Source organism: Neorhizobium sp. T25_13, from assembly GCF_002968675.1.
Lineage (GTDB): Bacteria > Pseudomonadota > Alphaproteobacteria > Rhizobiales > Rhizobiaceae > Neorhizobium > Neorhizobium tomejilense.
On record NZ_PVBI01000005.1, the window covers coordinates 257898 to 281707 of the forward strand.

At 61.5% G+C, this 23810-nt stretch carries 26 protein-coding genes; 14 read left to right on the forward strand and 12 right to left on the reverse strand.

From position 1 onward, the window contains the following. Nucleotides 1-4 precede the first annotated feature (4 nt). On the forward strand, nt 5-892 hold the full coding sequence (locus tag C5J22_RS14055) for an MBL fold metallo-hydrolase (protein WP_105438880.1): 888 nt from the start codon (nt 5-7) through the stop codon (nt 890-892). A gap of 18 nt (nt 893-910) precedes the next feature. On the opposite strand, the gene C5J22_RS14060 is transcribed toward C5J22_RS14055, so the two are convergent. Then, on the reverse strand, nt 911-1720 hold the full coding sequence (locus C5J22_RS14060; RefSeq protein WP_172746622.1) for a hypothetical protein: 810 nt from the start codon (nt 1718-1720) through the stop codon (nt 911-913). 79 nt (nt 1721-1799) lie between these two features. Between C5J22_RS14060 and C5J22_RS14065 the strand changes: the two genes are divergently transcribed. Both C5J22_RS14065 and C5J22_RS14070 read left to right on the forward strand, forming a co-directional pair. After that, nucleotides 1800-3053 carry an aminopeptidase gene (locus C5J22_RS14065; protein ID WP_105438715.1) on the forward strand — a complete coding sequence of 418 codons (1254 nt, stop codon included), beginning with the start codon at nt 1800-1802 and terminating at the stop codon, nt 3051-3053. A gap of 110 nt (nt 3054-3163) precedes the next feature. After that, entirely contained in the window at nt 3164-4105 is a 942-nt protein-coding gene (locus C5J22_RS14070) for a cyclase family protein (protein ID WP_245440377.1), read from the forward strand. Here the strand turns inward: C5J22_RS14070 and C5J22_RS14075 are convergent, their stop codons facing one another. The 3 genes from C5J22_RS14075 to C5J22_RS31160 are packed head-to-tail and all read right to left on the reverse strand — an operon-like array spanning nt 4106 to nt 6610. Next, nucleotides 4106-4699, reverse strand: a complete 594-nt coding sequence (locus C5J22_RS14075; protein WP_105438717.1) for an NAD(P)H-dependent oxidoreductase — start codon at nt 4697-4699, stop codon at nt 4106-4108. Beyond that, nucleotides 4699-6306, reverse strand: coding sequence for an exodeoxyribonuclease VII large subunit (gene xseA, locus C5J22_RS14080; protein WP_105438718.1), 1608 nt, complete (start codon nt 6304-6306; stop codon nt 4699-4701). Before xseA ends, C5J22_RS14075 begins: the two co-directional genes overlap by 1 nt. 31 nt (nt 6307-6337) lie before the next feature. Continuing rightward, nucleotides 6338-6610 carry a hypothetical protein gene (locus tag C5J22_RS31160; protein ID WP_172746623.1) on the reverse strand — a complete coding sequence of 91 codons (273 nt, stop codon included), beginning with the start codon at nt 6608-6610 and terminating at the stop codon, nt 6338-6340. On the opposite strand from C5J22_RS31160, the gene C5J22_RS14085 reads away from it, so the two are divergent. From C5J22_RS14085 to C5J22_RS14095, 3 genes are all read left to right on the forward strand, one after another. Then, nucleotides 6609-6872 (forward strand): hypothetical protein, encoded by a 264-nt coding sequence (locus C5J22_RS14085; RefSeq protein WP_046603024.1) that lies wholly within the window; start codon nt 6609-6611, stop codon nt 6870-6872. The genes C5J22_RS31160 and C5J22_RS14085 overlap by 2 nt on opposite strands. Nucleotides 6873-6890: 18 nt before the next feature. Beyond that, complete coding sequence (locus tag C5J22_RS14090) at nt 6891-7163, forward strand: hypothetical protein (RefSeq protein ID WP_105417191.1); 273 nt, start codon at nt 6891-6893, stop codon at nt 7161-7163. A gap of 140 nt (nt 7164-7303) precedes the next feature. Beyond that, entirely contained in the window at nt 7304-7534 is a 231-nt protein-coding gene (locus C5J22_RS14095; RefSeq protein ID WP_105438719.1) for a hypothetical protein, read from the forward strand. Between the two features lie 19 nt (nt 7535-7553). Here the strand turns inward: C5J22_RS14095 and C5J22_RS14100 are convergent, their stop codons facing one another. Then, entirely contained in the window at nt 7554-9395 is a 1842-nt protein-coding gene (locus C5J22_RS14100; RefSeq protein WP_245440378.1) for a hypothetical protein, read from the reverse strand. 137 nt (nt 9396-9532) lie between these two features. On the opposite strand from C5J22_RS14100, the gene C5J22_RS14105 reads away from it, so the two are divergent. Next, nucleotides 9533-10531, forward strand: a complete 999-nt coding sequence (locus C5J22_RS14105; protein WP_105438881.1) for a glycosyltransferase — start codon at nt 9533-9535, stop codon at nt 10529-10531. Continuing rightward, a complete protein-coding gene (locus C5J22_RS14110; protein WP_105438721.1) occupies nt 10528-10902 on the forward strand; it encodes a GtrA family protein in 375 nt (124 codons plus the stop codon). The genes C5J22_RS14105 and C5J22_RS14110 overlap by 4 nt, the downstream gene beginning before the upstream one ends. A 6-nt stretch (nt 10903-10908) precedes the next feature. Here the strand turns inward: C5J22_RS14110 and C5J22_RS14115 are convergent, their stop codons facing one another. After that, nucleotides 10909-11895 (reverse strand): Gfo/Idh/MocA family protein, encoded by a 987-nt coding sequence (locus tag C5J22_RS14115; protein WP_105438722.1) that lies wholly within the window; start codon nt 11893-11895, stop codon nt 10909-10911. Between the two features lie 191 nt (nt 11896-12086). Here C5J22_RS14115 and C5J22_RS14120 point away from each other — a divergent pair, with 191 nt between their 5' ends. The 3 genes from C5J22_RS14120 (at nt 12087) to C5J22_RS14130 (ending at nt 14531) form a co-directional block, all read left to right on the forward strand. Beyond that, nucleotides 12087-13037, forward strand: a complete 951-nt coding sequence (locus tag C5J22_RS14120; RefSeq protein ID WP_105438723.1) for an aldo/keto reductase — start codon at nt 12087-12089, stop codon at nt 13035-13037. A 61-nt stretch (nt 13038-13098) separates the two neighbouring features. Continuing rightward, the gene (locus C5J22_RS14125; protein WP_105438724.1) at nt 13099-14094 is read left to right on the forward strand and encodes an aldo/keto reductase; all 996 of its coding nucleotides are present in this window, start codon (nt 13099-13101) and stop codon (nt 14092-14094) included. Nucleotides 14095-14171: 77 nt separating this feature from the next. After that, the gene (locus tag C5J22_RS14130) at nt 14172-14531 is read left to right on the forward strand and encodes a nuclear transport factor 2 family protein (RefSeq protein ID WP_046630269.1); all 360 of its coding nucleotides are present in this window, start codon (nt 14172-14174) and stop codon (nt 14529-14531) included. 15 nt (nt 14532-14546) lie between these two features. On the opposite strand, the gene C5J22_RS14135 is transcribed toward C5J22_RS14130, so the two are convergent. The 6 genes from C5J22_RS14135 to infC all read right to left on the reverse strand — a co-directional run bounded on the left by C5J22_RS14135 (nt 14547) and on the right by infC (nt 20302). Then, on the reverse strand, nt 14547-15164 hold the full coding sequence (locus tag C5J22_RS14135; protein WP_105438725.1) for a hypothetical protein: 618 nt from the start codon (nt 15162-15164) through the stop codon (nt 14547-14549). A gap of 78 nt (nt 15165-15242) precedes the next feature. Then, the gene (pheT, locus tag C5J22_RS14140; protein ID WP_105438726.1) at nt 15243-17666 is read right to left on the reverse strand and encodes a phenylalanine--tRNA ligase subunit beta; all 2424 of its coding nucleotides are present in this window, start codon (nt 17664-17666) and stop codon (nt 15243-15245) included. A gap of 13 nt (nt 17667-17679) precedes the next feature. Then, nucleotides 17680-18762: a phenylalanine--tRNA ligase subunit alpha gene (gene pheS, locus C5J22_RS14145; protein ID WP_105438727.1), complete on the reverse strand. Its 1083-nt coding sequence runs from the start codon at nt 18760-18762 to the stop codon at nt 17680-17682. A 157-nt stretch (nt 18763-18919) separates the two neighbouring features. Next, a complete protein-coding gene (rplT, locus tag C5J22_RS14150) occupies nt 18920-19324 on the reverse strand; it encodes a 50S ribosomal protein L20 (protein ID WP_046627769.1) in 405 nt (134 codons plus the stop codon). A 39-nt stretch (nt 19325-19363) separates the two neighbouring features. Continuing rightward, on the reverse strand, nt 19364-19567 hold the full coding sequence (gene rpmI, locus C5J22_RS14155; protein ID WP_007751830.1) for a 50S ribosomal protein L35: 204 nt from the start codon (nt 19565-19567) through the stop codon (nt 19364-19366). Nucleotides 19568-19765: 198 nt separating this feature from the next. Beyond that, nucleotides 19766-20302 (reverse strand): translation initiation factor IF-3, encoded by a 537-nt coding sequence (infC, locus tag C5J22_RS14160; RefSeq protein WP_038548290.1) that lies wholly within the window; start codon nt 20300-20302, stop codon nt 19766-19768. A 182-nt stretch (nt 20303-20484) separates the two neighbouring features. On the opposite strand from infC, the gene C5J22_RS14165 reads away from it, so the two are divergent. The 3 genes from C5J22_RS14165 to C5J22_RS14175 all read left to right on the forward strand — a co-directional run bounded on the left by C5J22_RS14165 (nt 20485) and on the right by C5J22_RS14175 (nt 23753). Continuing rightward, nucleotides 20485-21288 carry a carboxylesterase gene (locus C5J22_RS14165; RefSeq protein ID WP_105438728.1) on the forward strand — a complete coding sequence of 268 codons (804 nt, stop codon included), beginning with the start codon at nt 20485-20487 and terminating at the stop codon, nt 21286-21288. Nucleotides 21289-21418: 130 nt separating this feature from the next. Then, entirely contained in the window at nt 21419-22033 is a 615-nt protein-coding gene (locus C5J22_RS14170) for a transglutaminase-like cysteine peptidase (RefSeq protein WP_046667300.1), read from the forward strand. Between the two features lie 139 nt (nt 22034-22172). Beyond that, the gene (locus C5J22_RS14175) at nt 22173-23753 is read left to right on the forward strand and encodes a sensor histidine kinase (RefSeq protein WP_172746624.1); all 1581 of its coding nucleotides are present in this window, start codon (nt 22173-22175) and stop codon (nt 23751-23753) included. Nucleotides 23754-23810 lie beyond the last annotated feature (57 nt).

The window sequence follows — 23810 nt, forward strand, 5'->3', positions numbered from 1 at the left end:
TATCATGAGTGCAATGACCTCGACCCTTCGAATTCTCGAGCCCTATCCCGGGATCTTTGCCTATTACGATGGGCGGGTGCCTGGCAAACGGCTGCATGCGAAAACCGCGAACTGGCTGGACGACGGCGCCTACTCGCTCGGCGTCGCCTCCTATGCAATCGTCGATCAGGGTGAGGCGCTGGTCTATGACACCCATATCTCGCTCGACCACGCCAAGGCGATCCGCACCCATCTGGAGGGGCTCGGCGTCGCCAAGATCCGCGTCGTGCTCAGTCACTGGCACAAGGACCATATTGCCGGGAACGCGATCTTTTCCGATTGCGAAATCATCGCGCTGACGCTGACGGCCGAGAAGCTGAACGAAAACCGAGAGAAGATCGAGAGCGCCAACCCGCCGATCTCACCGCTCGCCATGCCGACTACCCTGTTCGATGGCCGGCTGGACCTGACGGTCGGCTCTCGCCGGATCGAACTGCATCATTTCGCCATCCACAGCGCTGACGGCAACGTGGTCTGGATGCCGGACGAACGGCTTCTGCTTGCCGGCGACACCCTGGAAGACACCATCACCTATATTTCGGAAGCCGCCGAGATCGGCACGCATATCGCGGAGCTCGCCCGGATGGCATCCTGGCCGATCGCAAAAATCCTGCCGGCGCATGGCGATGCGGAGCGGATTGCGTCGGGCGGTTATGGGCCGGATCTGATCGACGCCAACCGCGCCTATCTGCGGCACTTGGCAGGCGCTATCGCCGCAGGTCAGGATATCGATCCCTCCTTGAAATCCTTCGTCGAGGAGGAAATCGCCTCGAGCGCCGTGCTCTATTTCGCGCCCTACGAGGAGGTTCATGCCAGCAACACCGCCGCGGTCAGAGCCGCGCTGTCGCGTTGAAAAGGCATCGCCCCACTGTCACGGCCACTTTGCCGACCACTCCTTGAGAGCGGCGAGCGCCGGGGCCGGCCATCTGCGCACCGCTGGACGCAGGATGATCTTCTTCCCCTCGGGCTTCCAGGCGAGATAGAGCTTTCTGGCGGAAATATCCGCCGCGATCAATGCCTCGGCCTCGGTGCACATATGCGGCATGCAGGCCTCGCCGATATAAAAACCGTTCTTGTAGGCGCCGCTGCCCGGCCCGGTGATGGAATTCTCGAACTCCTGCTTATGCTCGCCGAGCATTGCATCTGCCGCCTCGGCAATCGGCCCGATGCCGAGGAGGTCGGACGGGTGCTCCGCCTTTTTCATGTCATCCCACCCCATCGTCGCGCTCGGCTGGAAGGCGACCTTGCCGGCCTCGGCGAAACCTTTTTCGGGCGTCCAGGTCCAGCGCAGGCTCGGCTGGCCGGCAACCGCCTGCGTCGCAAGCAGAAGGTGATCGTCCTCTATGGTGATCGAGGCAGCGCCGCGGCAATCGTCTATCGGTTCATCGACACGCGGCTCCTCATCCTGCGGGAACGAGACGATCAGGGGCGAACCCGGGCAGGCGTTGCCGCCGTCCGAACTCACCACCACGACGAACGGTACACCCGCGACCAGACCGACATTGTCGATCAGCAGGAACCGGTTGGAATGGACCTGCCTGCCGTCGATCGTCAGTTTCTCCTCGTCGTCATCGGATGCGATGGCCACCTGATGATCGAACATGGTCGCCGCAAAGTCGGCCGAGAGACCAGGAGAAGCCGAGGCGCCGAAGAGGACGGCACACAGCAAGGCGGTTTTCATGAACATGGTTCCCTCAGCTTCAATTTTGCCCCAAACCTCTTTAAGTCTCTTCGATCACAGAAATCAGGTGAGGTCTAACATGACAATCGTGCCGAATTTTCAAACAGTCGTCGATCCTCAAAAGCTCGAAAAGCTGGCGGAAGTCGCCATCAAGGTGGGCTTGCGCCTCGAGAAGGGCCAGGATCTGGTGATCACGGCACCGCTCGCCGCCCTGCCGCTCGTGCGGCTCCTCACCAAACACGCGTATATCGCCGGCGCCGGCATCGTTTCGACCTTCTATTCCGACGAAGAGACGACGCTCGCGCGCTACGAATACGCGTCCGATGCAAGCTTCGACAAGGCGACCGACTGGCTCTACGACGGCATGGCCAAGGCCTATGCCAACGGCGCCGCGCGGCTTGCCATCTCCGGCGACAACCCGATGATGCTCTCCGGCCAGGACCCCGCCAAAGTGGCGCGCGCCAACAAGGCCAATTCCATTGCCTACAAGCCAGCGCTCGAAAAGATCGCCAATTTCGACATCAACTGGAACATCGTTTCCTATCCCAACCCCTCCTGGGCACGCCAGGTATTCCCGGACGTCCCGGAAGACGTCGCGGTCGGCAAGCTGGCGGACGCGATCTTCGCCGCCTCGCGCGTCGATCTCGCCGATCCGATCGCAGCCTGGGCCGAACACAACGGCAATCTCAAAAAGCGCTCGACATGGCTCAATGGCGAGCGCTTTTCCGCACTCCACTTTACTGGCCCTGGCACCGATCTGACGGTCGGGCTTGCCGACGGCCACGAATGGCATGGCGGCGCCTCGACAGCCAAGAACGGCATTACCTGCAACCCGAACATTCCGACCGAAGAGGTCTTCACCACTCCGCATGCGCTGAAGGTCGAAGGCCATGTTTCCAGCACCAAACCGCTCTCCCACCAGGGCACGCTGATCGACAATATCCAGGTAAAGTTCGAAGGCGGCCGGATCGTCGAGGCGAAGGCTTCGAAGGGCGAGGAAGTGCTGAACAAGGTGCTCGATACCGACGAAGGCGCCCGCCGGCTGGGCGAAGTGGCGCTGGTGCCGCATTCCTCGCCGATCTCCAAAAGCGGCATCCTGTTCTACAACACCCTGTTCGATGAAAACGCCTCCTGCCACATCGCACTCGGCCAATGCTATTCGAAATGCTTCCTTGACGGCGCATCGCTCAGCCAGGATCAGATCAAGGCCCAGGGCGGCAATTCGAGCCTGATCCACATCGACTGGATGATCGGCTCCGACAAGGTCGACATCGACGGCCTGCGCGCCGACGGCTCGAAGGTGCCGGTCATGCGCAAGGGCGAGTGGGCCTGATTTCGCCAATTAGTTGACTTTCCCTCTTTTACGGCAGGAAACTGAGCGCGCCGGCACCCTCCATGTGTCGGCTCACGCTGATCAGGACAATCCGAAAAGAGGGAAACAGCATGCCCATTTCTCTTATGCGTCTGGCTGCATCGCTCGCCGCGGCACTTCTCGCCATTGCGCCCGTCACCAGCGTCTCCGCCCAGGAGCCCGGTCTCTGGAAGGTCTATAACGAGACGCTGAAGGGCGCCAAATATGTGGACCTCACCCACACGATCACGCCGAATATCCCCGTATGGGCGGGCTTCGGCAAATCGGCCTTCGGTCAGGCCGCAGCCGGCGTCGATCTGGATGGTTATGCCAAGAAGGGCGACACCTTCACCTATGAGAAGCATGGTTTCGCGGCATCCACCTACAATCTCGCCACCGACCAGCTCGGTACGCAGCTCGATCCGCCGGCCCATTGGGCGCCGGAATATGCGGCGATCGACGAACTTCCAGCCACCTATGCCGTGCGGCCGCTCGTCGTCGTCAATATCGAGGACAAGGTGAAGACCGATGCCGGTTATCACCTGCAGGTCTCCGACATCGCCGATTTCGAGAAGAAGAACGGCAGGATCCCGGAAGGCTCGGTCGTGTTCGTCCGATCCGGCTGGTACAAGAAATGGCAGGATCCCTCGCTTTCCACGACGAAGCCGTTTCCCGGCGTCAGCCTCGATGCGTTGAAATTCCTGCACCTCGAGCGAAAGATCCTGTTTCACGGCCACGAGCCGCTCGATACCGATACGACACCGAACCTCGAAGGAGAGCACTGGCTGATGCACAACGGGTTCGCGCAGGCGGAAGGCGTGGCGAACCTCGACAAGGTGCCGGAAACGGGTGCGCTGGTGGCAATCGGCTATCCGAAATTCGGCGGCGGTGTCGGCGGATATGCCCGTTATATCGCTATATGCCCGCCGGACTGGCAATTCGGCGTGACGATCGGTTCGGTGCCGGAGGCGCCGCTTCAGAAATTCGACAAGCCGCTGCATTTCGACGAGAAGGCCGGCATGCGGGTGCGCTGACTATCGCAAGGATTGGAGCGCGGCCTTGACGCGCTCCAGATGCCGCCCGCGCTTTTCTGCCGTGGCGCGGTCCATGTCATGCAGGGCCAGCATGCGGAACTCGGCTTTTCTGTTGCAGAAGACAGCGATGCCGCGCTTGAGTTGGCGGCGCACGGGATCGCCCATGTAGAACTTCACCACCCACCAGGGCGAACCTGTTGTCGTGAAGACCCAGAAATGGCGGATGTTGGTGAGCAGCGGGACGATCCTTCCGCCGGCCTTGTCGTGGCGGAAGGCGACGCCTGGTGCAAAGACCCGGTCGAAGAAACCCTTCAGCACCGCCGGCAGGTTGAACCACCATTGCGGAAAGACCAATATCAGCGCCTCTGCCTTCTGCAGCCGCGCCACCAGGTCCGCCACCTCCGATGTGTCGTAGGGCACATCGAAATAACCGCGCCGTTCGCGTTCCGTCAGCCGCGGATCAAAGCTCTCCGCATAAAGATCGAGCAGATCGACCGTGTGGCCGTTCGCCTCCAGCGTCTCGCGCGCCAGACGGGCAACTGAATGCGCAAAACTGTCCGGTAGCGGATGGGCAAGCACTAGGAGGACATGCATTAGAAGAGCCTACCCTGTTTCGGCGCGTCTCCGCCCGGCTCCGATTTCGACGGCCGCTTTTTGGGCTGAGACGGCACGGCGGACGGAACCGCAGGATCGCCACCCTCGCCCGTCACCGCCGTAATCCGCCCATCGGCGAATTCCACGGAGATACCCTGCCCCTCGCCGATGCCCGCGGCCCGCGTCAGCGGCCGGTCGTCCTCGCCCCGCACGACGGCAAAGCCGCGCTTCAGCACGTTCTTGTAGGAGAGCGATTGCAGAACACGATCCTGTGCGGTGATTGCCGCGCGGCTGCGTATCAGCGTGTGCGAGATCGCCGTATCCGCATGACGGGCCATCGACGTGAGGTGTTGGCGCTCGCGCTGCAGATGACCCAGCAGCCTTGCGGGAAGCGCCGAAAGCGAAGCGCCGGCCTTGGCGACGCGGTTGTTCTCCTTCAGCAATTGCCGCTCCAGGCAACGGTCGCTGCGCGTCAGCCGATCGGCCAGCAATTGCCGCTGCTGGACAAGGCGGTTGGTCAAAAGTTCAAGACGCAGTCCCGACGATGCCCGCTCGAAACTGCGGCGCTTGACCACCGTCGTGCGCTCCAGCCCGCGGCCGAGACCAGCCGCCGCCTCGTCGAAACGACGACGCGGCAAAGCCAGCAACTGGTCGATGGACGGCAGCGCGCGGACCAGTGCCCTGACCGACTGGCGGCGCAGGTCCATCTGCCGGCTGGCGCCGCCCCGCAGGCGGGCCGTCAGATTGGCGAGCTGCGCTTCCATGTCCGCCTTGACCGGCACCGCCATTTCGGCGGCACCTGTCGGCGTCGGCGCACGGACGTCGGCGGCGTGGTCGATCAGCGTCCAGTCGGTCTCGTGGCCGACGGCCGATATCAGCGGGATTTGGCTGTCCGCCGCGGCGCGCACGACCGCCTCGTCGTTGAAACTCCAGAGGTCTTCGAGACTGCCGCCGCCTCGCGCGACGATCAGCACGTCCGGCCGCCTGATCGGTCCGCCAGGCACGATCGCGTTAAACCCGCGGATCGCGGCCGCCACCTCGTCGCCAGACCCTTCGCCCTGCACCTTGACCGGCCAGACGATGACATGCACCGGAAAACGGTCGGCGATGCGGTGCAGGATATCACGGATGACCGCCCCGGTCGGCGAGGTCACCACGCCAATGACCCGGGGCAGGAAGGGCAGTGGCCGCTTGCGGGCCTGGTCGAACAGGCCCTCGGCACCAAGCCTGCGCCGACGTTCTTCGAGCAGCGCCATCAGCGCGCCGACACCCGCCGGCTCCAGGTTCTCGATGACGATCTGGTATTTCGAGGAGCCCGGGAAGGTCGTGATCTTGCCTGTCGCGATCACTTCCATCCCTTCTTCGGGGCGGAACTTGATCCGCGGGAAGCTGCCCTTCCAGATCACGGCGTCGATCCGGGCGCGATCGTCCTTCAGCGAAAAATAGGCGTGGCCCGACGAATGCTGGCCGCGATAACCGGATATCTCGCCACGCACCCGCACATGGTCGAACGCGTTCTCTACCGTGCGCTTGATCGAGCCGGACAGTTCCGACACCGAAAACTCGGTGAGGTTCGTGGGCGAATCGTTGTCGAGCAAACTGGTCATCCTTTTCTTCTAAAGGAAGAGCGCGGCGATTTCACCATTCCCAGACGGCAGAAACGGGGATGATGCGGCCCGCAAACGGCCGTTTCGAAAGACCCATCCGACAATGCGATGGAGCCTGGCCGTTCGTTCCTTTGCAGCCAAGCATTTGACGCTGCGCCTTTTCTTTTGCCAGGCACGCCACATTTCCTTTTCTGGGAGAAACAGAAAACCTCCGGTACAGCGCTTTTTTAAGCCTCGCATTTTCCCCGCTGGAGAGAGGAGAGCGACAATGAAGGCGAACGATATTCAAGGAGATTTCGTCCATGCCAGACCGTTTCGCCAATACCCAAGCCTCGCTCTCCGGCCCCGCCGCCTCCGGATTTGCGATCACGCCCAGCGACAGCGCCGACCTGCCGGAGACAACGCGCGCGCTCTATGTGGGGACTGGCGGCCATCTGTCCGTCCGCATGCTGTCCGGCGAGACACTGACGCTCTCGAATGTACCGGCCGGCGGCCTGCTTCCGTTGCGGGTGACCCGCGTGTTTGCGACCGGCACGACGGCGGTGGCGATCGCCGGCCTCGTTTGAGAAAAGCGGCGGGCGGCAATGCGGTGTGAAACCCTGCTGCTCCGCTTCGAGGACAGGCCGCAGGCAATGTCCGTGCTCGGCGAGATCGGCGTCACGTTCGATCCCGTCTCGGGTGACGGCATCATCCGAAAACCAACCGGGGAAACGGCCGAATTCGAGGGCGAGGTCGTCGCGCTCACCTGTCCGGTCTCCGGTTACCACGTCCGGCTTGTCTGGCGAGGAGAACTGCCAAGCTCATTGACGCCATATCTTGTGGATCGCGGCGCTTCAGGCAAAGACCAGAGCCACTGAACATGGCTTGGCTGCATCGAATCAGATCGTATCGAAATCGTCGTCGGGTGCATTGACCCCGCCACGCATTGGGGCGAAAGCATTTATTAGCAGATTGCTAATACGTTCGTTTCCCTTGAGGCCGATGAGGAGATATCCGAGTGCTTTTCCTGACCGCTGCATCGATTGGCATTTGCGTCGGCATGATGCGGTCCGCGTTCTCGATTGCTTTTATCGCTGTCATGATCACCGCGACATTTGCGCTTGCGACCGCCATATCACCCGGCCCCACGTCCTATTTCAATCTGCTGATTGCCATCCTCGGCTACAATGCCGGCCTGATCGGGTTCCTCACCGGCCTTTTCGCCCTGAATACCCGCCGCACGGCGTGAGCGCATTTCATCCCCGCAATCAATTCTTATCCGGCAGCACCCTGTAGAGACGGAAACCGCTTTTGCTCGGTTGTCCCAAGGGCTGCAGATAATCGGGCACTTGGCCGCGGGCGAGGTTGGCATAGAGCCCGTCCGGCTTTCGCCTGATCAGGCCATCCGTCTGCGGATCGGTCTTGCAGAAGGCGAGCGCCGTCACCCCGGCCCCTCTTATGAAGGCCTTCGCTTCGCCCGGCTGGGCAAGACCGATATAAAGTTCGGTCAGCATGCCCTTTTGGTTGCGATGGTAGGGTGCGGTCAGGACCCTGTGAGGGGTCCAGCGCAGGATATCCGCTCCGCTGTTCGAGGGCGCGGCTATGACGCCCGCAGGCAATGTGTTCAACACGGCCATATCCACTGCATCGCCGCATTCGCCGCTTTCGCCATCGAACATGCCGGCACTCGAAAGCGCCCGCATGTCGGCCGCCTGTTTCCAGCCATGCACCGCAAGGACGCCGCCCAGGGCCCAGACAACCGGCACGGACATCAGCACCGCGCTGATATAGGCAAAGGCGGCACTGGGATTTTTCGGATCGGCCGCGGAGGTGCGCCGCAGGTCAGTGATCAGCAGCGACAACGGCAGGATGGCCAGCATGTTGGAAAAGAAAGCGCCACGCACCTGCAGCAGCGCGATCCCCCATGACGTCCCGATCAGCGCCAGAAGCACGAGATGGAGTTCCGTCTTTTCCCGCCTCAGGCTGCGGACAAGGCAGACCACGATCGCAAAAAGCCCGACCGCGTAGAATCCGCCAACCATTTCCGGCTCGGTCCGGGCCTCGGCCAGAAACGAACGCGCCTCCGTCACGCCGTTCAACCAAAGCTCGACCAATAGCGGGTCGAGCGTGCTCAACGGATCGGAGAGGCATTGCGGCGCGATGATGCGGGTGGTCAGAAGAAGGAGACCGCCGGTGACGCCGGCCAGGGCGATGCGGACGATGCGACCTGGCTGTCTCGGCAGGCTCGCGAGGAGAAACAGCGCCGCTCCTCCGAGAGCGGAAAGGGCATAGAAGCCAAGCGAGAAGTTGTCGCAGGTGACCACCGCATAGGCACGCGGCGGGATCGTCAGGAAGAAGGCTGCCGAGACGGACAGCGCCAGCGACAGGCCGAAGAAACGGGCCGGTCGGGAAAACATCTGGCCGTGCCAGACCCACTGAAGCGCGACGCAGACACAGACGACAGCAACAAAAGGCGTCGTTTCGGCACCGATCGCCAGTGCCAGCGCACAGGCAACGGCCGCGACGATATAGCTCGATGCCCGCCTCTGCGGATCGACCAGCATGGCGGCGATCCACATGACGAGCATGAGCTGGACATTGTGATGGTCGATGGAACCGGGCTTGAAACGGACGCAACCGAGGGCGAAGAGCGCACCGAGGCCGAATGCGATATGCATGGCCGCGACGCCCGCCAGCCGGCGGACAGCCAAGCCGAGCGGTAGAAGCATAAGCGGCACCAGAAGAAGAGGCCAGATCGTAACAACGACGGCTTCGGCCTTGTCTGGCGTGAGGAAGAGCGAAAACAGCCGGATCAGCAGCGCCATCGGCAGATCGATCAATCGCGACCAGTGCATCAGCGTGCCACCCTCGAGACCGAGCCGGTACTGGGTCAGATCGAACCAGTTCTGGCCGCCGAGAAAATCCCTGATCTCGACGAGCCGCATGACGTCGTCATTGTCGGCTCCGACGTAATCCTTGGCGTCCGAGAGGAAAAACGCGAGGGCTATCGCGGCGGTGACGACCGCATAAAGAGCCACCGCAGGCAGGAGCCGCGACAATAGCGGCACGGCGGGCTGGCCCGCCGCCCTCGATAAGGATCTGTCTGCCATGTTTTCCGTCATCTTGGTGCGGACTTTTCGCCTGTTTCGAGGGTCGAGGAAACCTAGCCTTAACCTTCCCAAGAAATAGTAAAGCCTGCGGCACGGGAGACTCCCGCGTTCGGTTTTCAGTGTATCGAGTGAACAACATGACCGACGCCCTGACCGGCCATTTCGACATCGCAATCCTGCTGCCCTGTTATAACGAAGCCATGACCATCGCCGGCGTGGTGCGCGGCTTTCGCGAGGCGCTTCCGGGCGCCCGGATCTTTGTCTACGACAACAATTCCACGGACGGCACAGCACTGCAGGCCATGCTTGCCGGCGCCCTGGTGATGCGCGAGCGGCGGCAGGGCAAGGGCCACGTGGTGCGTCGGATGTTCGCCGATATCGATGCGGACATCTACATCATGGCGGACGGAGACGGCACCTATGCGCCGCAGGATGCGGAAGAACTGGTCCGCACGCTTTTGACCGAGCGCGCCGACATGGTGGTCGGCACCCGCCGCGGGGTGCACGCGGATGCCGGGCGGCAGGGTCATGCGGCCGGCAACCGGCTGTTCAACTTCCTCTACCGGACGATGTTCGCGCCTGACTTCACCGATATCTTCTCCGGCTACCGAGCCTTCTCGCGCCGGTTCGTGAAAAGCTTTCCGGCGGTCTCAGGCGGCTTCGAGATCGAGACCGAAATGTCGGTGCATGCCTCGCTGCTCAAGCTGCCGGTCTGCGAGATCGAACTCGATTACGGAAGGCGCCCGGAAGGGTCGCATTCCAAGCTCTCGACCTTCAAGGACGGCGCCAAGATCCTCTGGATGTTCGCCATGCTGATGAAGGAGACGCGGCCCTTCGCGTTTTTCGGCCTGATCAGCGGCGCCTTCATGACGGCAAGCCTGGTCTTCATGGCGCCGGTGCTGGTCGCCTATTTCCAGACTGGCCTGGTGGAGCGCATGCCCACCTGGGTCTTCTCGCTGGTGCTGATGCTGGTTTCGATGCTGATCTTCACCGCCGGGCTGATCCTCGACTCCGTCTCGCGGGGCCGGGCCGAGCAATTGCGCATCCATTATATGAGCCTGCCTCAGCAGGCCGAAGCGACGCCGCCTGAAATCCTACCCGTCCGGCGCAGCAAAGTCGGCAAGACGGCCGCATGAAACGTCTCTTCTGGTTTCTGATCGCAGGCGGCGGCGGGTTTCTCCTCGATGCAGGGCTTACTCATGTCCTGATCGGGATCTGGGGCTTCGGCCCGTTTCTCGCCCGCATTCCAGCGATCATGACCGCCATGGCCTTCACTTGGTTCGTCAATAGGAGCCTTACCTTTGGCTCCTCCGGACATTCGCTTGCCGTCGAAGGCTTCCGTTATTGGGCGGTCGGCACGACGTCGGCGGTCGTCAACTACGCTATCTATTCGGCACTCATGTACCGCGCGCCACTCCTGCAGCCGGTTATTGCGGTCATCTTCGCTTCGCTCACCGCGATGGCCTACAGCTTCTTCGGCTATTCTCGCTTTGTCTTCCGGCAATAATGTCGTTCAGACCGCTTCCCAGCCGTCGTGCCCGCCGGCGCGATAGATGGCGTCGATGAACTTCTGGTTCGCCAGCGAATTCTCAAGCGTCACGACTTCGATCGACTCGCCCTTGGCGGCCTTCGCAAAAGCCTCCGCCTGGCGCTTGTATTGCCGGCTATCCGGGAAACGGAAGATCTGCGACATCGCGTGGTTCTGATTGGTGAGCTCGATTTCCTCCGCACCCCAGCGCCCGGCATTGAACGGCGACTTGACCTCGATGTAACCTTCGGTGCCGTGGAAGACCATCAGCTGCCGGGCAGCCATCTGGGTGGCGATGTAGAAGGTCATTTCGAACGAACCGAAATCCGCCTTCACGCTGGAATAGATATCCGTGCCGAAGCCGGGATCGCGCTCCACCCGCGCCTGCACCCGCTGCGGTTCCTGGCCGGTGACGAAACGCGTCGTGATCGTCGGGTAGACGCCGATATCCGGCAGCGCTCCGCCGCCGAGTTCCGGGATGTTGCGCATGTTGGACGGATCGCGGTTGAAATAGCTGAACGAGCCCTGGACATGCTTCAGCTCGCCGATCGCCTTTTGGCTGAGGAGTTCGCGCACCTTCAGCCAGACCGGTGCGTAAGTGACCATGAACGCTTCGCAGATCAGCTTGCCGGTGCGGTCGCGCACCTTGATCAGGTCCTCGATCTCGCTCGCCTTGATCGCAATCGGCTTTTCGGACAGCACGTGCTTGCCGGCTTCGGCGGCCTTGATCGACCATTCGACATGCTGGCTGGACGGCAGCGGAATATAGACCGCGTCGATGACGTCGGACGCAAGCATCTCGTCGTAGGAACCGAAGGCATGCGGGGCGCCGAAACGGTCGGCGAGTGCCCGCGCCTTGGCAAGATCGCGGCTGGCAAACGCGGTGACGACGCAATTTTCCGCGTCCTGGATCGCCGGCACCACCTGTTCATGGCCGATCCTGGCAGTCGACAAGATTCCGAAACGCAGCATGTGAGCCTCCCTATGGCATTGTTGCCGCACCTTATTGGCCTGCCGACACCCACGCAACGGCAGGCCGGATGCGACGCTTGAAAAAGTGATCGTCCGCCCAAAATAGGGACTGGTCGGCGGCGGAACATCGGCTAATCTCAGGCTCCTTTCCCAGGCTCATCCACTCACTTAAAAAATTTTGGAGGAATATCATGGAGCTGCGCGCACTCGGCCGGACCGGTCTTTCCATTTCCCCAGTCGTTCTCGGCGGCAACGTATTCGGCTGGACCGCCGACGAGAGGACGTCGTTCGATATCCTTGACCGGTTCTTCGATGCCGGCTTCAACACGATCGACACGGCCGACAGCTACAATCGCTGGGTGCCCGGCCATGTCGGCGGCGAGTCCGAGGCGATCATCGGCAAATGGCTAAAGAGCAGCAGCGTTTCCCGCGACAAGGCGGTCATCGTCACCAAGGTCGGCTCCGACATGGGCCAGGGCAAGAAGGACCTGTCACCGAAGTGGATCCTCGAAGAGGTCGAAAATTCGCTGCGACGCCTGCAGACCGACCATATCGACCTCTATCTCGCCCACTGGCCGGACGAGACCGTGCCTTACGAGGAAACGCTGGGCGCCTTCGCCAAGCTGAAGGAACAGGGCAAGATCCGGGCGGTCGGCTGCTCCAACCTCGACGCCAAGATGATGCAGGATAGTTTCGACGCTGCCAAGAAGGCCGGCCTGCCGCGCTACGACGTGCTTCAGCCGCAATACAATCTCTATGACCGCGACACGTTCGAAGGTCCGCTTGCGGATCTTTGCGTGAAGGAAGAAATCGGCGTCATCAATTATTACGGCCTCGCCTCCGGCTTCCTGACCGGCAAGTACCGCGACAAGGCCGATACCGAAGGCAAGGCACGCGGCGGCCGGGCGCTCGGTTATCTCAACGACAAGGGTCTGCGCATCCTCGCAGCCCTCGACGAGATCTCGGTCGAGACCAATGCCGAGCCCGCCTCGATCGCGCTCGCCTGGCTGATCCGGACCCGCGGCGTCACCGCGCCGATCGCCAGCGCCACCAGCGTCGGCCAGCTCGACGCGATCATCGCCGCCGGCAACCTGACGCTCTCGGCCGACCAGATGAAGCTGCTCAACGAGGCCGGTGCCTGATCAATCCGACGGGCCCCCCAAGGCGCCCGTCAGTTTTCTGCGATCACAAAAGGAGGCTCTCATGAAAATGAGGAAGCTCGGAAAAGAACTGACCGTTTCCGCCGTCGGCCTTGGCTGCATGGGCATGAGCCACGGTTACGGCGGCCAGGACGAGCAGGAAGCGATCAGGACGCTGCACCGCGCCGTCGATCTCGGCGTCAATTTCTTCGACACGGCAGAAGTCTACGGCCCTTTCAAGAACGAGGAATTGCTCGGCAAGGGGTTGAAGCCGTTCCGCGACAAGGTCGTCATCGCCACCAAATTCGGCTTCAGGATCGACCCGAATGCCTCCGACGCCCGGGCGATGTCCGGCCTCGACAGCCGGCCGGAACATGTGCGCGAGGTGGCGGAAGCCTCGCTGAAACGCCTCGGGGTCGAGGTGATCGACCTTTTCTACCAGCACCGCGTCGACCCGAACGTGCCGATCGAGGATACGGTGGGGGCGATGGCCGAACTGGTCAAGGAAGGCAAGGTGCGTGCGCTAGGCCTTTCCGAAGCGGGTGCCGCCGCCATCCGCCGCGCCCACGCGGTCCATCCGATCACCGCGCTGCAGAGCGAATATTCGCTTTGGACCCGCGAGCCGGAAGGCGAGATCCTCGACACCTGCCGCGAGCTCGATATCGGTTTCGTGCCGTTCAGCCCCCTCGGTCGCGGTTTCCTCACCGGCAAGATCCAGAAGCCAGAGGATTTCGGTCCGGACGACTTCCGCAACACGCTGCCGCGCTTCAGCGCCGAAAACATGGCCGCCAATGCCGCCCTGGTGAAGATGCTCGAGGACATGGCAGTCCAGAAGGGCGTCACCGCCGCGCAGCTGGCGCTGGCCTGGGTTCTGGCGCAGGGCGATTTCATCGTGCCGATCCCGGGCGCCAGAAAAATCCCGCATCTGGAGCAGAATGTCGCCGCCACCGAAATTTCGCTCTCGGCAGACGAATTGAAGACGCTCGGTGATCTGCTGGCGCCGGAAAAATTCTCCGGGACCCGCTATGCGGCACAGGCGATGGCCTGGACCAATCGTTAAATTTGCACTTGCTAACGCAACCTCGGGCTTCCATCTTTTCGTGTTAGTATGCTGGCGCTAACGATGGGAGAAGATCGATGTCCGAGGAGCGGGCCGTTCAGGCGGTGATCCATCTCTATGTGGACGGAATGACGTTTGCGCATGAGGCGGCGCTCCGAAAGGCGTTCCACCCCAAAGCGTGTATCATCGGCAATTACGATGGTGCGGTCGAATGGCTGTCGCTCGACGATTTCATCGGGGCGGTTACCTCGGAAGGTGCAGCACCCGCTGACACCCAGCCACTGATCCAGATCGAAGCACTCGACGTCACCGGCGACGCCGCGACGGTGAAGGTCGTCGATCAGTTCGCCGGCATGCGGTTCTCGGACTATCTCTCGCTTCTGAAGATCGACGGTCGCTGGGTGATCGTCAACAAGCTCTATCACCTTCATTCCTAAACGGTCCGCCGCCGCTTACCGTTTAACGGCCGGAAACCCGATGTAATGCTCGGAATGATCACCTTCGTTGTTGGGCATCCCGATCTTCGTAAGTACGCCCCGCGGTTCGGCGAAGCTGCGGATGCGCCGGGCGGGCTTTTCGTGCCACTGGATGTTCATCGCCCAGAGTTTCGGAAAGACCATGATCGACGAATAAGGCAGGTGGTCGTGGATCCACCAAGCCATCTTCTGCCAGTCGCCGTCGTCGTGATAGTTGTCGACCAGCCATGGGAAGACGACGCAGGCGGTAGCGCCCATGAAGCCCTTGGCATCGCGCCGATCCCAGATATGGTCGGCCGCCGTGTTGGCATTGGAGGAGCAATTGAGATTGTTCTTGTTGCCGAATTCGTTGACCTCAGCGCAGCGATAACCGGAGCGCAGGTGCAACCGCCCGAACGTCGCCTGCAGCGGCTCCAGCAGTTCCTCGCAAAGGCGCCGGCCCGCCTCGATCGCCAGATCCGGGTCTTCGGGAATGTTCGGAATGGCGTAGAAATTGGCGATCTCCGAAAACAGGAAATCGCGGAAGAAGAAGTTCTTCGACAGCCGCACTCGGCCGAGTTCCTCGAGCCCTTTCATCGATCCCGGTGTGCGCATCGTTCCTCCAACAAAAAAGCCTGCCCCACATCATCCGCGAGGCAGGCTATCTTTCAGAGGTGATTGAGGCCACCCGTTTCAGGCGCGCAAGGTACCGCCAGTGGTCTTTTCGACATTGGCGACGATCTTGGCCGTCAGCGTATCGAAATCCTCGTCGGTCAGCGTGCGCTCGACCGGCTGGATCAGCACTTCGACTGCAATCGACTTCCGGCCCTCGCCAAGCGTCGCTCCTTCGAACACGTCGAAGACGTTGACGCCGGTGATCAGCTTGCGGTCGGCGGTCGATGCCGCCTTGACGATCGCGCCAGCCTCGACATCGCTCGAAACCACGAACGCAAAGTCGCGCTTGACCACCTGGAAGGGCGAAAGCTCGAGCGGCGGCTTGGTGCGCGTCGCCTTCTTCTTCGGCTCCGGCATGGCGTCGAGGAAAATCTCGAAGCCGCAGAGAGCGCCGGAGACATCAAGAGCGCCGAGCGTCTTCGGGTGGAATTCACCGAAATAACCGAGCACGACTTTCGGACCCATCTTGATGGTTCCGGAGCGGCCCGGATGATACCATTCCGGCGCGCCCTTCTCGATCTGGACGTTGCCCATCGGCAGGCCGCAGGCTTCGAGCACCGCCAGCGCATCGGCCTTGGCGTCGAAGACGTCGACCGGCTTGCCGCCGCCCTTGGCAGTGTTCGACCAGAGGCGGCCGGTGCCGTTGATCGTAGCCGTGCCGCGACGAATGCCGCCGGCGACGCGGCGCTGGCCTTCCGGCCTATCGCTTTCGTAAGTGCCGGATACCTCGAAGATCGCCACGTCACCAAAGCCCTTGTCGGCATTGCGCTGCGCCGCAGACAGCAGGCCCGGCAGCAGCGACGGCCGCATGTCGGACATGTCTGATGCAATCGGGTTCGCCAGCTTCAGCGCCCGGGCGCCTCCGCCGAAGAGCTTTGCCTGATCTTCCGGAATGAACGACCAGGTGACGGCTTCCAGCATGCCGCGCGAGGCAAGCGCCCGCTTGGCGGTGCGGGTGCGGATCTGCAGGGTTGTCAGGATCTTGGCATTGACGCTCGAGAGTTTCTCGATCGGCTCCGGCTTGATCTGGTCGACGCCATGAATGCGCATGACTTCTTCGACGAGGTCGGCCTTGCCGTCGACATCCGGACGCCAGGACGGCACGGTGACGGAAACGCGTTCTCCGGAACCTTCGACCGCGAAACCAAGTCGCGTCAGGATATGACGGCTTTCCTCGGTCGAGACTTCGAGGCCGGTCAGGCGCTTCACCTCCGCATAAGGGAAATCAACGATCTTCGGCTGATGGCCCTTGTAACCCACGACTTTCGCTTCCGCGGCCACGCCGCCGCAGAGTTTCAGCACCAGCTGGGTGGTGCGGTCGAGGCCGGGAACCATGTATTCCGGATCGACGCCGCGCTCGAACCGGTAGCGCGCGTCGGTGATGATGCCGAGCGAACGGCCGGTCTTTGCGATGTTGATCGGGTCCCAGAGTGCGGATTCGATCAGCACGTCGACGGTGTTCTCGTCGCAGCCGGAATGTTCGCCGCCCATGATGCCGCCGATCGATTCCACGCCGTTTTCATCTGATATAACGACGTTGCTGGGGTTCAGCTTGTATTCGCGCGTATCCAGCGCCAGCACCGTCTCGCCTTCCAACGCGCGCCGAACTGTCAAGTCACCCTTTACCTTGGCGGCATCGAAGACGTGCATCGGCCGGCCATGGTCGAAGGTCATGAAGTTGGTGATATCGACCAACGCGTTGATCGGGCGAAGACCGATCGCCTTCAGCCGCTGCTGCATCCACAGCGGGCTCGGACCGTTCCTGACGCCGCGCACCAGGCGAAGGCCGAAACCGGGGCAGAGCCGCTCGTCGTCGAGAATGATCTTGAGATCGACGGAGGTCTGGCCTTCGGTCTTGAAGTCTGGCTTTGCCTGAGGTTTCAGCGTGCCGAGACCGGAGGCCGCCAGATCGCGGGCGATGCCGTGGATCGAGGTGCAGTCCGGACGGTTCGGCGTCAGGTTGATCTCGATGACCGGATCGTCGAGACCGGCATAGGAGGCGAACGGCGTGCCGACCGGCGCATCCTCGGCCAAATCGATGATGCCGTCGTGATTGTCGGACATGTCGAGTTCTTTTTCCGAGCACATCATGCCGTGGCTTTCGACGCCGCGGATATTGCCGACAGCGAGCGTCACATCAATCCCCGGAACGTAAGTTCCAGGTTTGGCGAAGGCGCCGATCATGCCGGCGCGTGCGTTGGGGGCGCCGCAGACGACCTGCACCGGCTTGCCGTCGCCGGCATCCACCATCAGCACCTTGAGCCGGTCGGCGGACGGATGTTTTTCGGCCGAGAGAACCTTGGCGATGACGAACGGCTTGTAGGCGGCCTTGTCGTCGACATCCTCGACTTCGAGGCCGATCGCGGTCAGGCGATCGCAAATTTCATTGAGGGGCGCATCCGTTTCCAGATGATCCTTCAGCCAGGAGAGTGTGAATTTCATCGTCGTTTCTCCCTTACGCGCTCAGGCCGCCGAACAAAGTCGGCATGTCGAGCGGGCGGAAACCGTAGTGGTTCATCCAGCGGACGTCGGCGTTGAAGAAGTCGCGCAGGTCCGGCATGCCGTATTTCAGCATGGCGATGCGGTCGAGGCCCATGCCCCAGGCAAAACCCTGAAACTCGTCTGGATCGAGCCCGCCGGCGCGCAGCACGTTCGGGTGCACCATGCCGCAGCCGAGGATTTCCATCCAGTCGGTGCCCTCGCCGAACTTGACGATCGGGCCGGAGCGGTCGCACTGGATGTCCACTTCGAAGCTCGGCTCGGTGAACGGGAAGAAGGACGGGCGGAAGCGCATGGTGACGCTTTCGACCTCGAAGAAGGCCTTGCAGAACTCTTCGAGTATCCAGCGCATGTTGCCGACATGCGACTTGCGGTCGACCACCAGGCCTTCGACCTGATGGAACATCGGCGAGTGGGTCGCGTCACTGTCCTGGCGATAGGTCTTGCCGGGAATGATGATGCGGATCGGCGGCTTCTGCGCTTCCATCGTGCGGATCTGCACCGGCGAAGTATGGGTGCGCAGGACCTTGCGCTCGCCATCCTCGTCGGGCTGGAAGAAGAAGGTATCGTGCATCTCACGGGCCGGATGACCTTCCGGGAAGTTGAGCGCCGTGAAATTGTAGTAGTCGGTCTCGACATCCGGGCCCTCGGCGATCGAGAAGCCCATGTCGCCGAAGATGGCGGTGATCTCGTCGACGATCTGACTGATCGGGTGAATGCGGCCGCGCTCGGCCGGCGAGGAGCGCACCGGCAGCGAGATGTCGACCGTCTCGGCCTTGAGACGCGCCTCGATCGCCGCATCCCTCAGCACCGTCTTGCGCTCGGCGATGGCGTCGGTGATCTCGTTCTTCAGCGCGTTGATCGCCGCGCCGCGGGTCTGGCGCTCTTCCGCCGACATCGAGCCCAGCGTCTTCAGGAGCTCGGAGACGGAGCCCTTCTTGCCGAGAGCGCCGACGCGCACGGCCTCGATCGCCGCCTCGTCACTGGTGCCGGCGATTTCCGCCAGGAGCGAAGTTTTCAGGTTTTCCAGATCGGACATGGTTTCTTCCGTTTGATGCTCGGCGAGATGCATGGCGAGGTCGTGACGGCTGTTTGGGGAATGACTTGCGGGGATGCCAAAAGAAAAACCCGCGCCAGCCGTAACCAGCGCGGGTTTCCCAAAATCAGTAAAGCTAATTAAGCTTGGGAAGCGCTGGTTAACGAACCGCGCTTTCAAACTCGTTGGTGGTGCCGGCGTCCTTGAGGTACTCAAGAGCCTTCTTCGAAGCGGCAACCAGAGCACCGAATGCTTCCGGCTCATGGATTGCCATGTCGGAGAGAACCTTGCGGTCGACTTCGATGCCGGCCTTGTTGAGACCGTCGATGAAGCGGCCGTAGGTCAGGCCGGATTCGCGGACGGCCGCGTTGATACGCTGGATCCACAGGGCGCGGAAATTGCGCTTCTTGACGCGACGGTCGCGCGTGGCGAACTGACGCGAACGATCGACGGCAGCCTTGGCGGCCCGGATCGTATTCTTGCGGCGGCCGTAGAAGCCCTTGGCTGCCTTCAACGTCTTGGTGTGCTTGGCGCGGGAAGTGACGCCCCGTTTTACGCGTGCCATGTCATGATCTCCTTAACTGATCCAAAAGTGACGAGGGTCTCAGAGACCGTTCGGCAGGTAGTTCTTGATAACCTTCTTGCCATCGGGTTCGGCAAGGATCATCGTTCCGCGCGCATCGCGGATGAACTTGTTGGACCGCTTGATCATGCCGTGGCGCTTGCCAGCGGCTGCTGCAACGACTTTGCCGGTGGCGGTGATCTTGAACCGCTTCTTGGCAGCCGATTTCGTCTTCATCTTGGGCATTTTGCTACTCCAGTTTTGTATCGAAACCACAGACGATGCTGGTTTCAAGCATTTAGAACAGCCACGGCATGCCCTGCCGGACCGTTCGGAACGCGCGCTTATAACCGCAGTCGGTCAAAAGCGCAATGGGAAAGAAGACATGACGAAAATCCGGCGGCCAAGCCAGCCGGTCCGTCGAAAAGGCATCCGGTGCGGCGCTTATTTCGGCGCCAGCACCATCATCATCTGGCGGCCTTCGAGCTTCGGCTCAGCTTCCACCTTGGCAATTTCCAAAGTATCGTCCTTCACCTGAAGCAAAAGCTTCATGCCGAGTTCCTGGTGGGCCATTTCGCGACCGCGGAACTTCAGCGTCACCTTGACCTTGTCGCCCTCTTCAAAGAAGCGGTTCATCGCCTTCATCTTCACGTCATAGTCATGCGTGTCGATGTTAGGACGCATCTTGATTTCTTTGATTTCGACGATCTTCTGCTTCTTGCGGGCTTCTGCCGCTTTCTTCTGGTTCGCATATTTCAGCTTGCCCAGGTCGAGGATCTTGCACACTGGCGGCTCGGTGTTCGGCGAGATCTCGACGAGATCGAGGCCGGCGTCCTCAGCCATCTTGAGAGCCTGCTCGGTCGGAACGATACCAAGGTTCAAGCCTTCGGCATCGATAAGCTGGACCTTGGGAATGCGAATTTCCCGGTTGGAGCGCGGCCCGTCCTTAACAGGGGCATCGGTTTTGAATGGTCTGCGGATGGTCGTATTCTCCTAGATTGTTTCGGCACCGCAGCGACACATCGACAGCGTCCGGCTTGCGGCCGACGGCAATGTCGTGATCGCTACGGCGAAGTCAATAGCATAGCCGCGCGAAAAAATCACCTGCTGTCCTATGCCTAAGAATCTGTTTTATAAGCGCGGCAAAACCTCAGGATTCCACCATGACCGACGCAGCCAACCTCATCCGCAAAACGATCACCGTCGGCTCCGGAACGCTTGCGCGGGAGATCGCAGTCATCCACCGGGCCGCGCGCAAGAAAAAGGCGGGGCCTGCCTTCGTCTGGCTCGGCGGCTACCGGTCGGACATGACGGGCACCAAGGCCGCCGAACTCGACGCGCTTGCCGGCGAACTCGGGCTCGCGGCGATCCGGTTCGACTATTCGGGCCATGGCATTTCCGGCGGCGCCTTCCGTGACGGGACGATCTCGCGCTGGTTGGAAGAAGCAATCGCCGTCCTTGACGACATCAAGCCGAAACGCGTCATCCTGATCGGCTCGTCGATGGGCGGCTGGATCGCGCTGCGCCTCGTGCAGGAACTGAAGAAGCGCAAGAAGGCTGCGAAGGTCGACGGCATCGTGCTGATTGCGCCGGCGCCGGATTTCACGGCGGAACTCATCGAGCCCAATCTCACCGAAGCCGAACGGCAGTCGCTTGCCGAGCGCGGTTATCTCGAGGAACGCTCCGAATACAGCCCGGAGCCCAATATCTATACGCGCGACCTCATAGAAGACGGCCGCAGTAACCTGGTCATGACGGGCATCATAGAGACGGGCTGCCCGGTCCACATCCTGCAGGGCATGAAGGATCCGGACGTGCCTTACCCCCACGCATTGAAGCTCGTCGAATTCCTGCCGGCCGACGACGTCGTCCTGACGCTGATCCGCGACGGAGATCACCGGCTCTCCAGGCCCCAGGACATCGAAAAATTGCGGGCTGCGGTCTCGGCCCTAATATTTAATGATTAAATTTTGGGCTGATACAAAAATGTTGCAGCCTTAACCATAATGCGAGCGATGAGCCGTTAACAAAACTCACCGATTGACTCTCTCTCCCGTCCGCCCTTAACGTTTCATTAGGATTTGAAGGGACGGGTCCATGATGATAGCCTTGCAGGCGCGGCGTATAGCCGTGATCCTAGTTAGCGTACTTGTACCAGTGAGTGCTGCAGTTCCGGCTCCAAGGCCAATGGCCGCGATGGTCACCGGTGCCGTTACCTCCCAGCCAATCGGCCATTACGAATTCTGTCATAAATATGCGACGGAATGCTCTATCAAGAGCCGCTCCGCTCCCTCCCCCAAGGTCAGCGCCAAAGGCTGGGCTGCCGTCCGCCAGATCAACCGGGCCGTCAACGCGCGTTACATCGCCAAGACCGACAAGGAGGTCTACGGCCGCGAAGAGGTCTGGAGCTATCCAAGCAATTTCGCCGATTGCGAGGACTTTGCGCTCGAGAAGCGCAAGGAACTCGCGGCGCAAGGCTTCGCCCTTTCCGATCTCCTGATGACCGTTGTCCGCAAGCCGGACGGCGAAGGCCATGCGGTCCTGACGTTGCGCACGTCGGACGGGGATTTCATCCTCGACAACCTCGATAACGAGGTGAAGCCCTGGTTTGCAACGCCCTACACCTTCCTGAAGCGTCAGGCCTCGTTCAACACGGGACGCTGGGTCACCATCGAAAACGGCCGCGACCTGCTGGTCGGTGCATTGAAATAACCTGCACCCTTGAGTACAGATTGACATTCGCCCGCATCATCCAGGTTGCGGGCGAATGTTTTTGGTGTCGCCTTGTCGGAAGACATTTCCCCGATGCATCCAACCTGCTAGGAGGGAATCTCTGAAACCGGAGCGGGTTGTGCGTGACGATGTGAAACCAGGCTTGCCACACGCGGCCCGTGCAACGAGGCCCACCCTCCCGATCCTGCTGACCGGCTTGTTCGCCCTCGCCCTGCTGGCGGTCGCCGGCCTTATTATCCTCGAAAACTACCGGACGGCCCTGAAGGAAGGCGAAGCTCGCGCGCTCTCGTCCGCGCATGTGGTCGCGGCTCACCTGGAGTGGATGATCGAAGCAAGCGACCAGGCCCTGCGGCGTATCGGAACCGAGGTGGGAGATCGACCGATCGATGGTTCGCCCGGGCTTGCAGTCGACCTGTCGCGGGCTGTCGGACAACTGCCGGCGGGTTTTCAATATTCGCTTCTGGATGACACCGGCGTGGTCCGCTTTTCCAGTGTCGGCGGGAATGCACCTGGAAATGCATCCGACGATCACAGCGCGCGTGCATATTTCAGCAGGCTGAGGGATGGCCAGGAGCTGGCTTTCACCCGGCTGCTCGAAAACGAAACTGCCGGCAAGCCATCCTTCACCGTCGCGCGGCGGATCGAGCAAGACGGTATTTTCCGGGGCATTGCCAGCATTACCATCCCGAACGAGAGCCTGGACGGTTTCTGGGCGTCGATGGGGCTCGGGCCGAACTCTACGATTTTGATCATCAGGGATGACGGGTGGCTGATGGCCCGACGGCCGGCGACAACACGCCCGATCGATCTCAGTACGACCGCGTGGTACCCGATGACGCGCCAAATGCCCACCGGCTTCTACCACAGTCCGGTCTCGCCGATCGACGGCCATGCCCGCATCGTCGCCTTCTGGAAGGTCTCCGGCTGGCCGCTCATCGCCCTTGCGGCCATCGCACGGCAGGAAATTCTCGACCAGTTCTGGCGCAATCTCCTTTCGGACACGCTGGTCATGCTGCCGTTGATGGCGCTGCTGGTCCTCGGCGCCCTCTGGATCAACCGCCTTCTCTATCGCACTTCGGCCCGCAACGAAGAACTGGAGCAGGCGGTGGAGCGCAACCGCTTCCTGCTGCGAGAAATTCATCACCGGGTGAAGAACAATCTCCAGGCGGTGTTGGCGCTCGTGCGGCTGCAGGCCTTGCCGGTCGATGCTCGCGACGACATGACAAGGCGCATTGCCGCGATGATCGCCGTGCACGAACAGATCTACCAGAACGATCAGTTCGAACAGGTCGAGGTGGCGCCCTATGCTACCAAGCTGATCACCGACATAGCCTCGGGCTACGAAACGCCCGTCGTGCTCGACCTCAGGCTGCAGCCGCTGACCGTCGATCGCGAACAGGCTTTGCCGCTCGGGATGATCATCAACGAGGTCGTTTCAAACTCGTTCAAATATGCCTTTGCCGGTCGTCAAGGCGGCAGGCTTTCCGTCGAACTCCGCGAAGACGGCGACAATCTGAGCCTTGTCATTCGCGACGACGGGCCGGGCATCGAGGCCTTCAATCGGGCCGGCGGAATGGGCAGCAAGCTGATCGCCAATTTCGTCAAGCAACTCGGCGGGCATTTCACTACCCACAACGACGGCGGCGCGGTGTTTTCGCTCGAGGTGCCACGGGTCAGGGCGCCGCAAGCGGCTGAGTGAGGAACGGTTCAGGCATCACCAGCAGCCTACCGACCGCACGTTTGAGCTCAGGGAGTG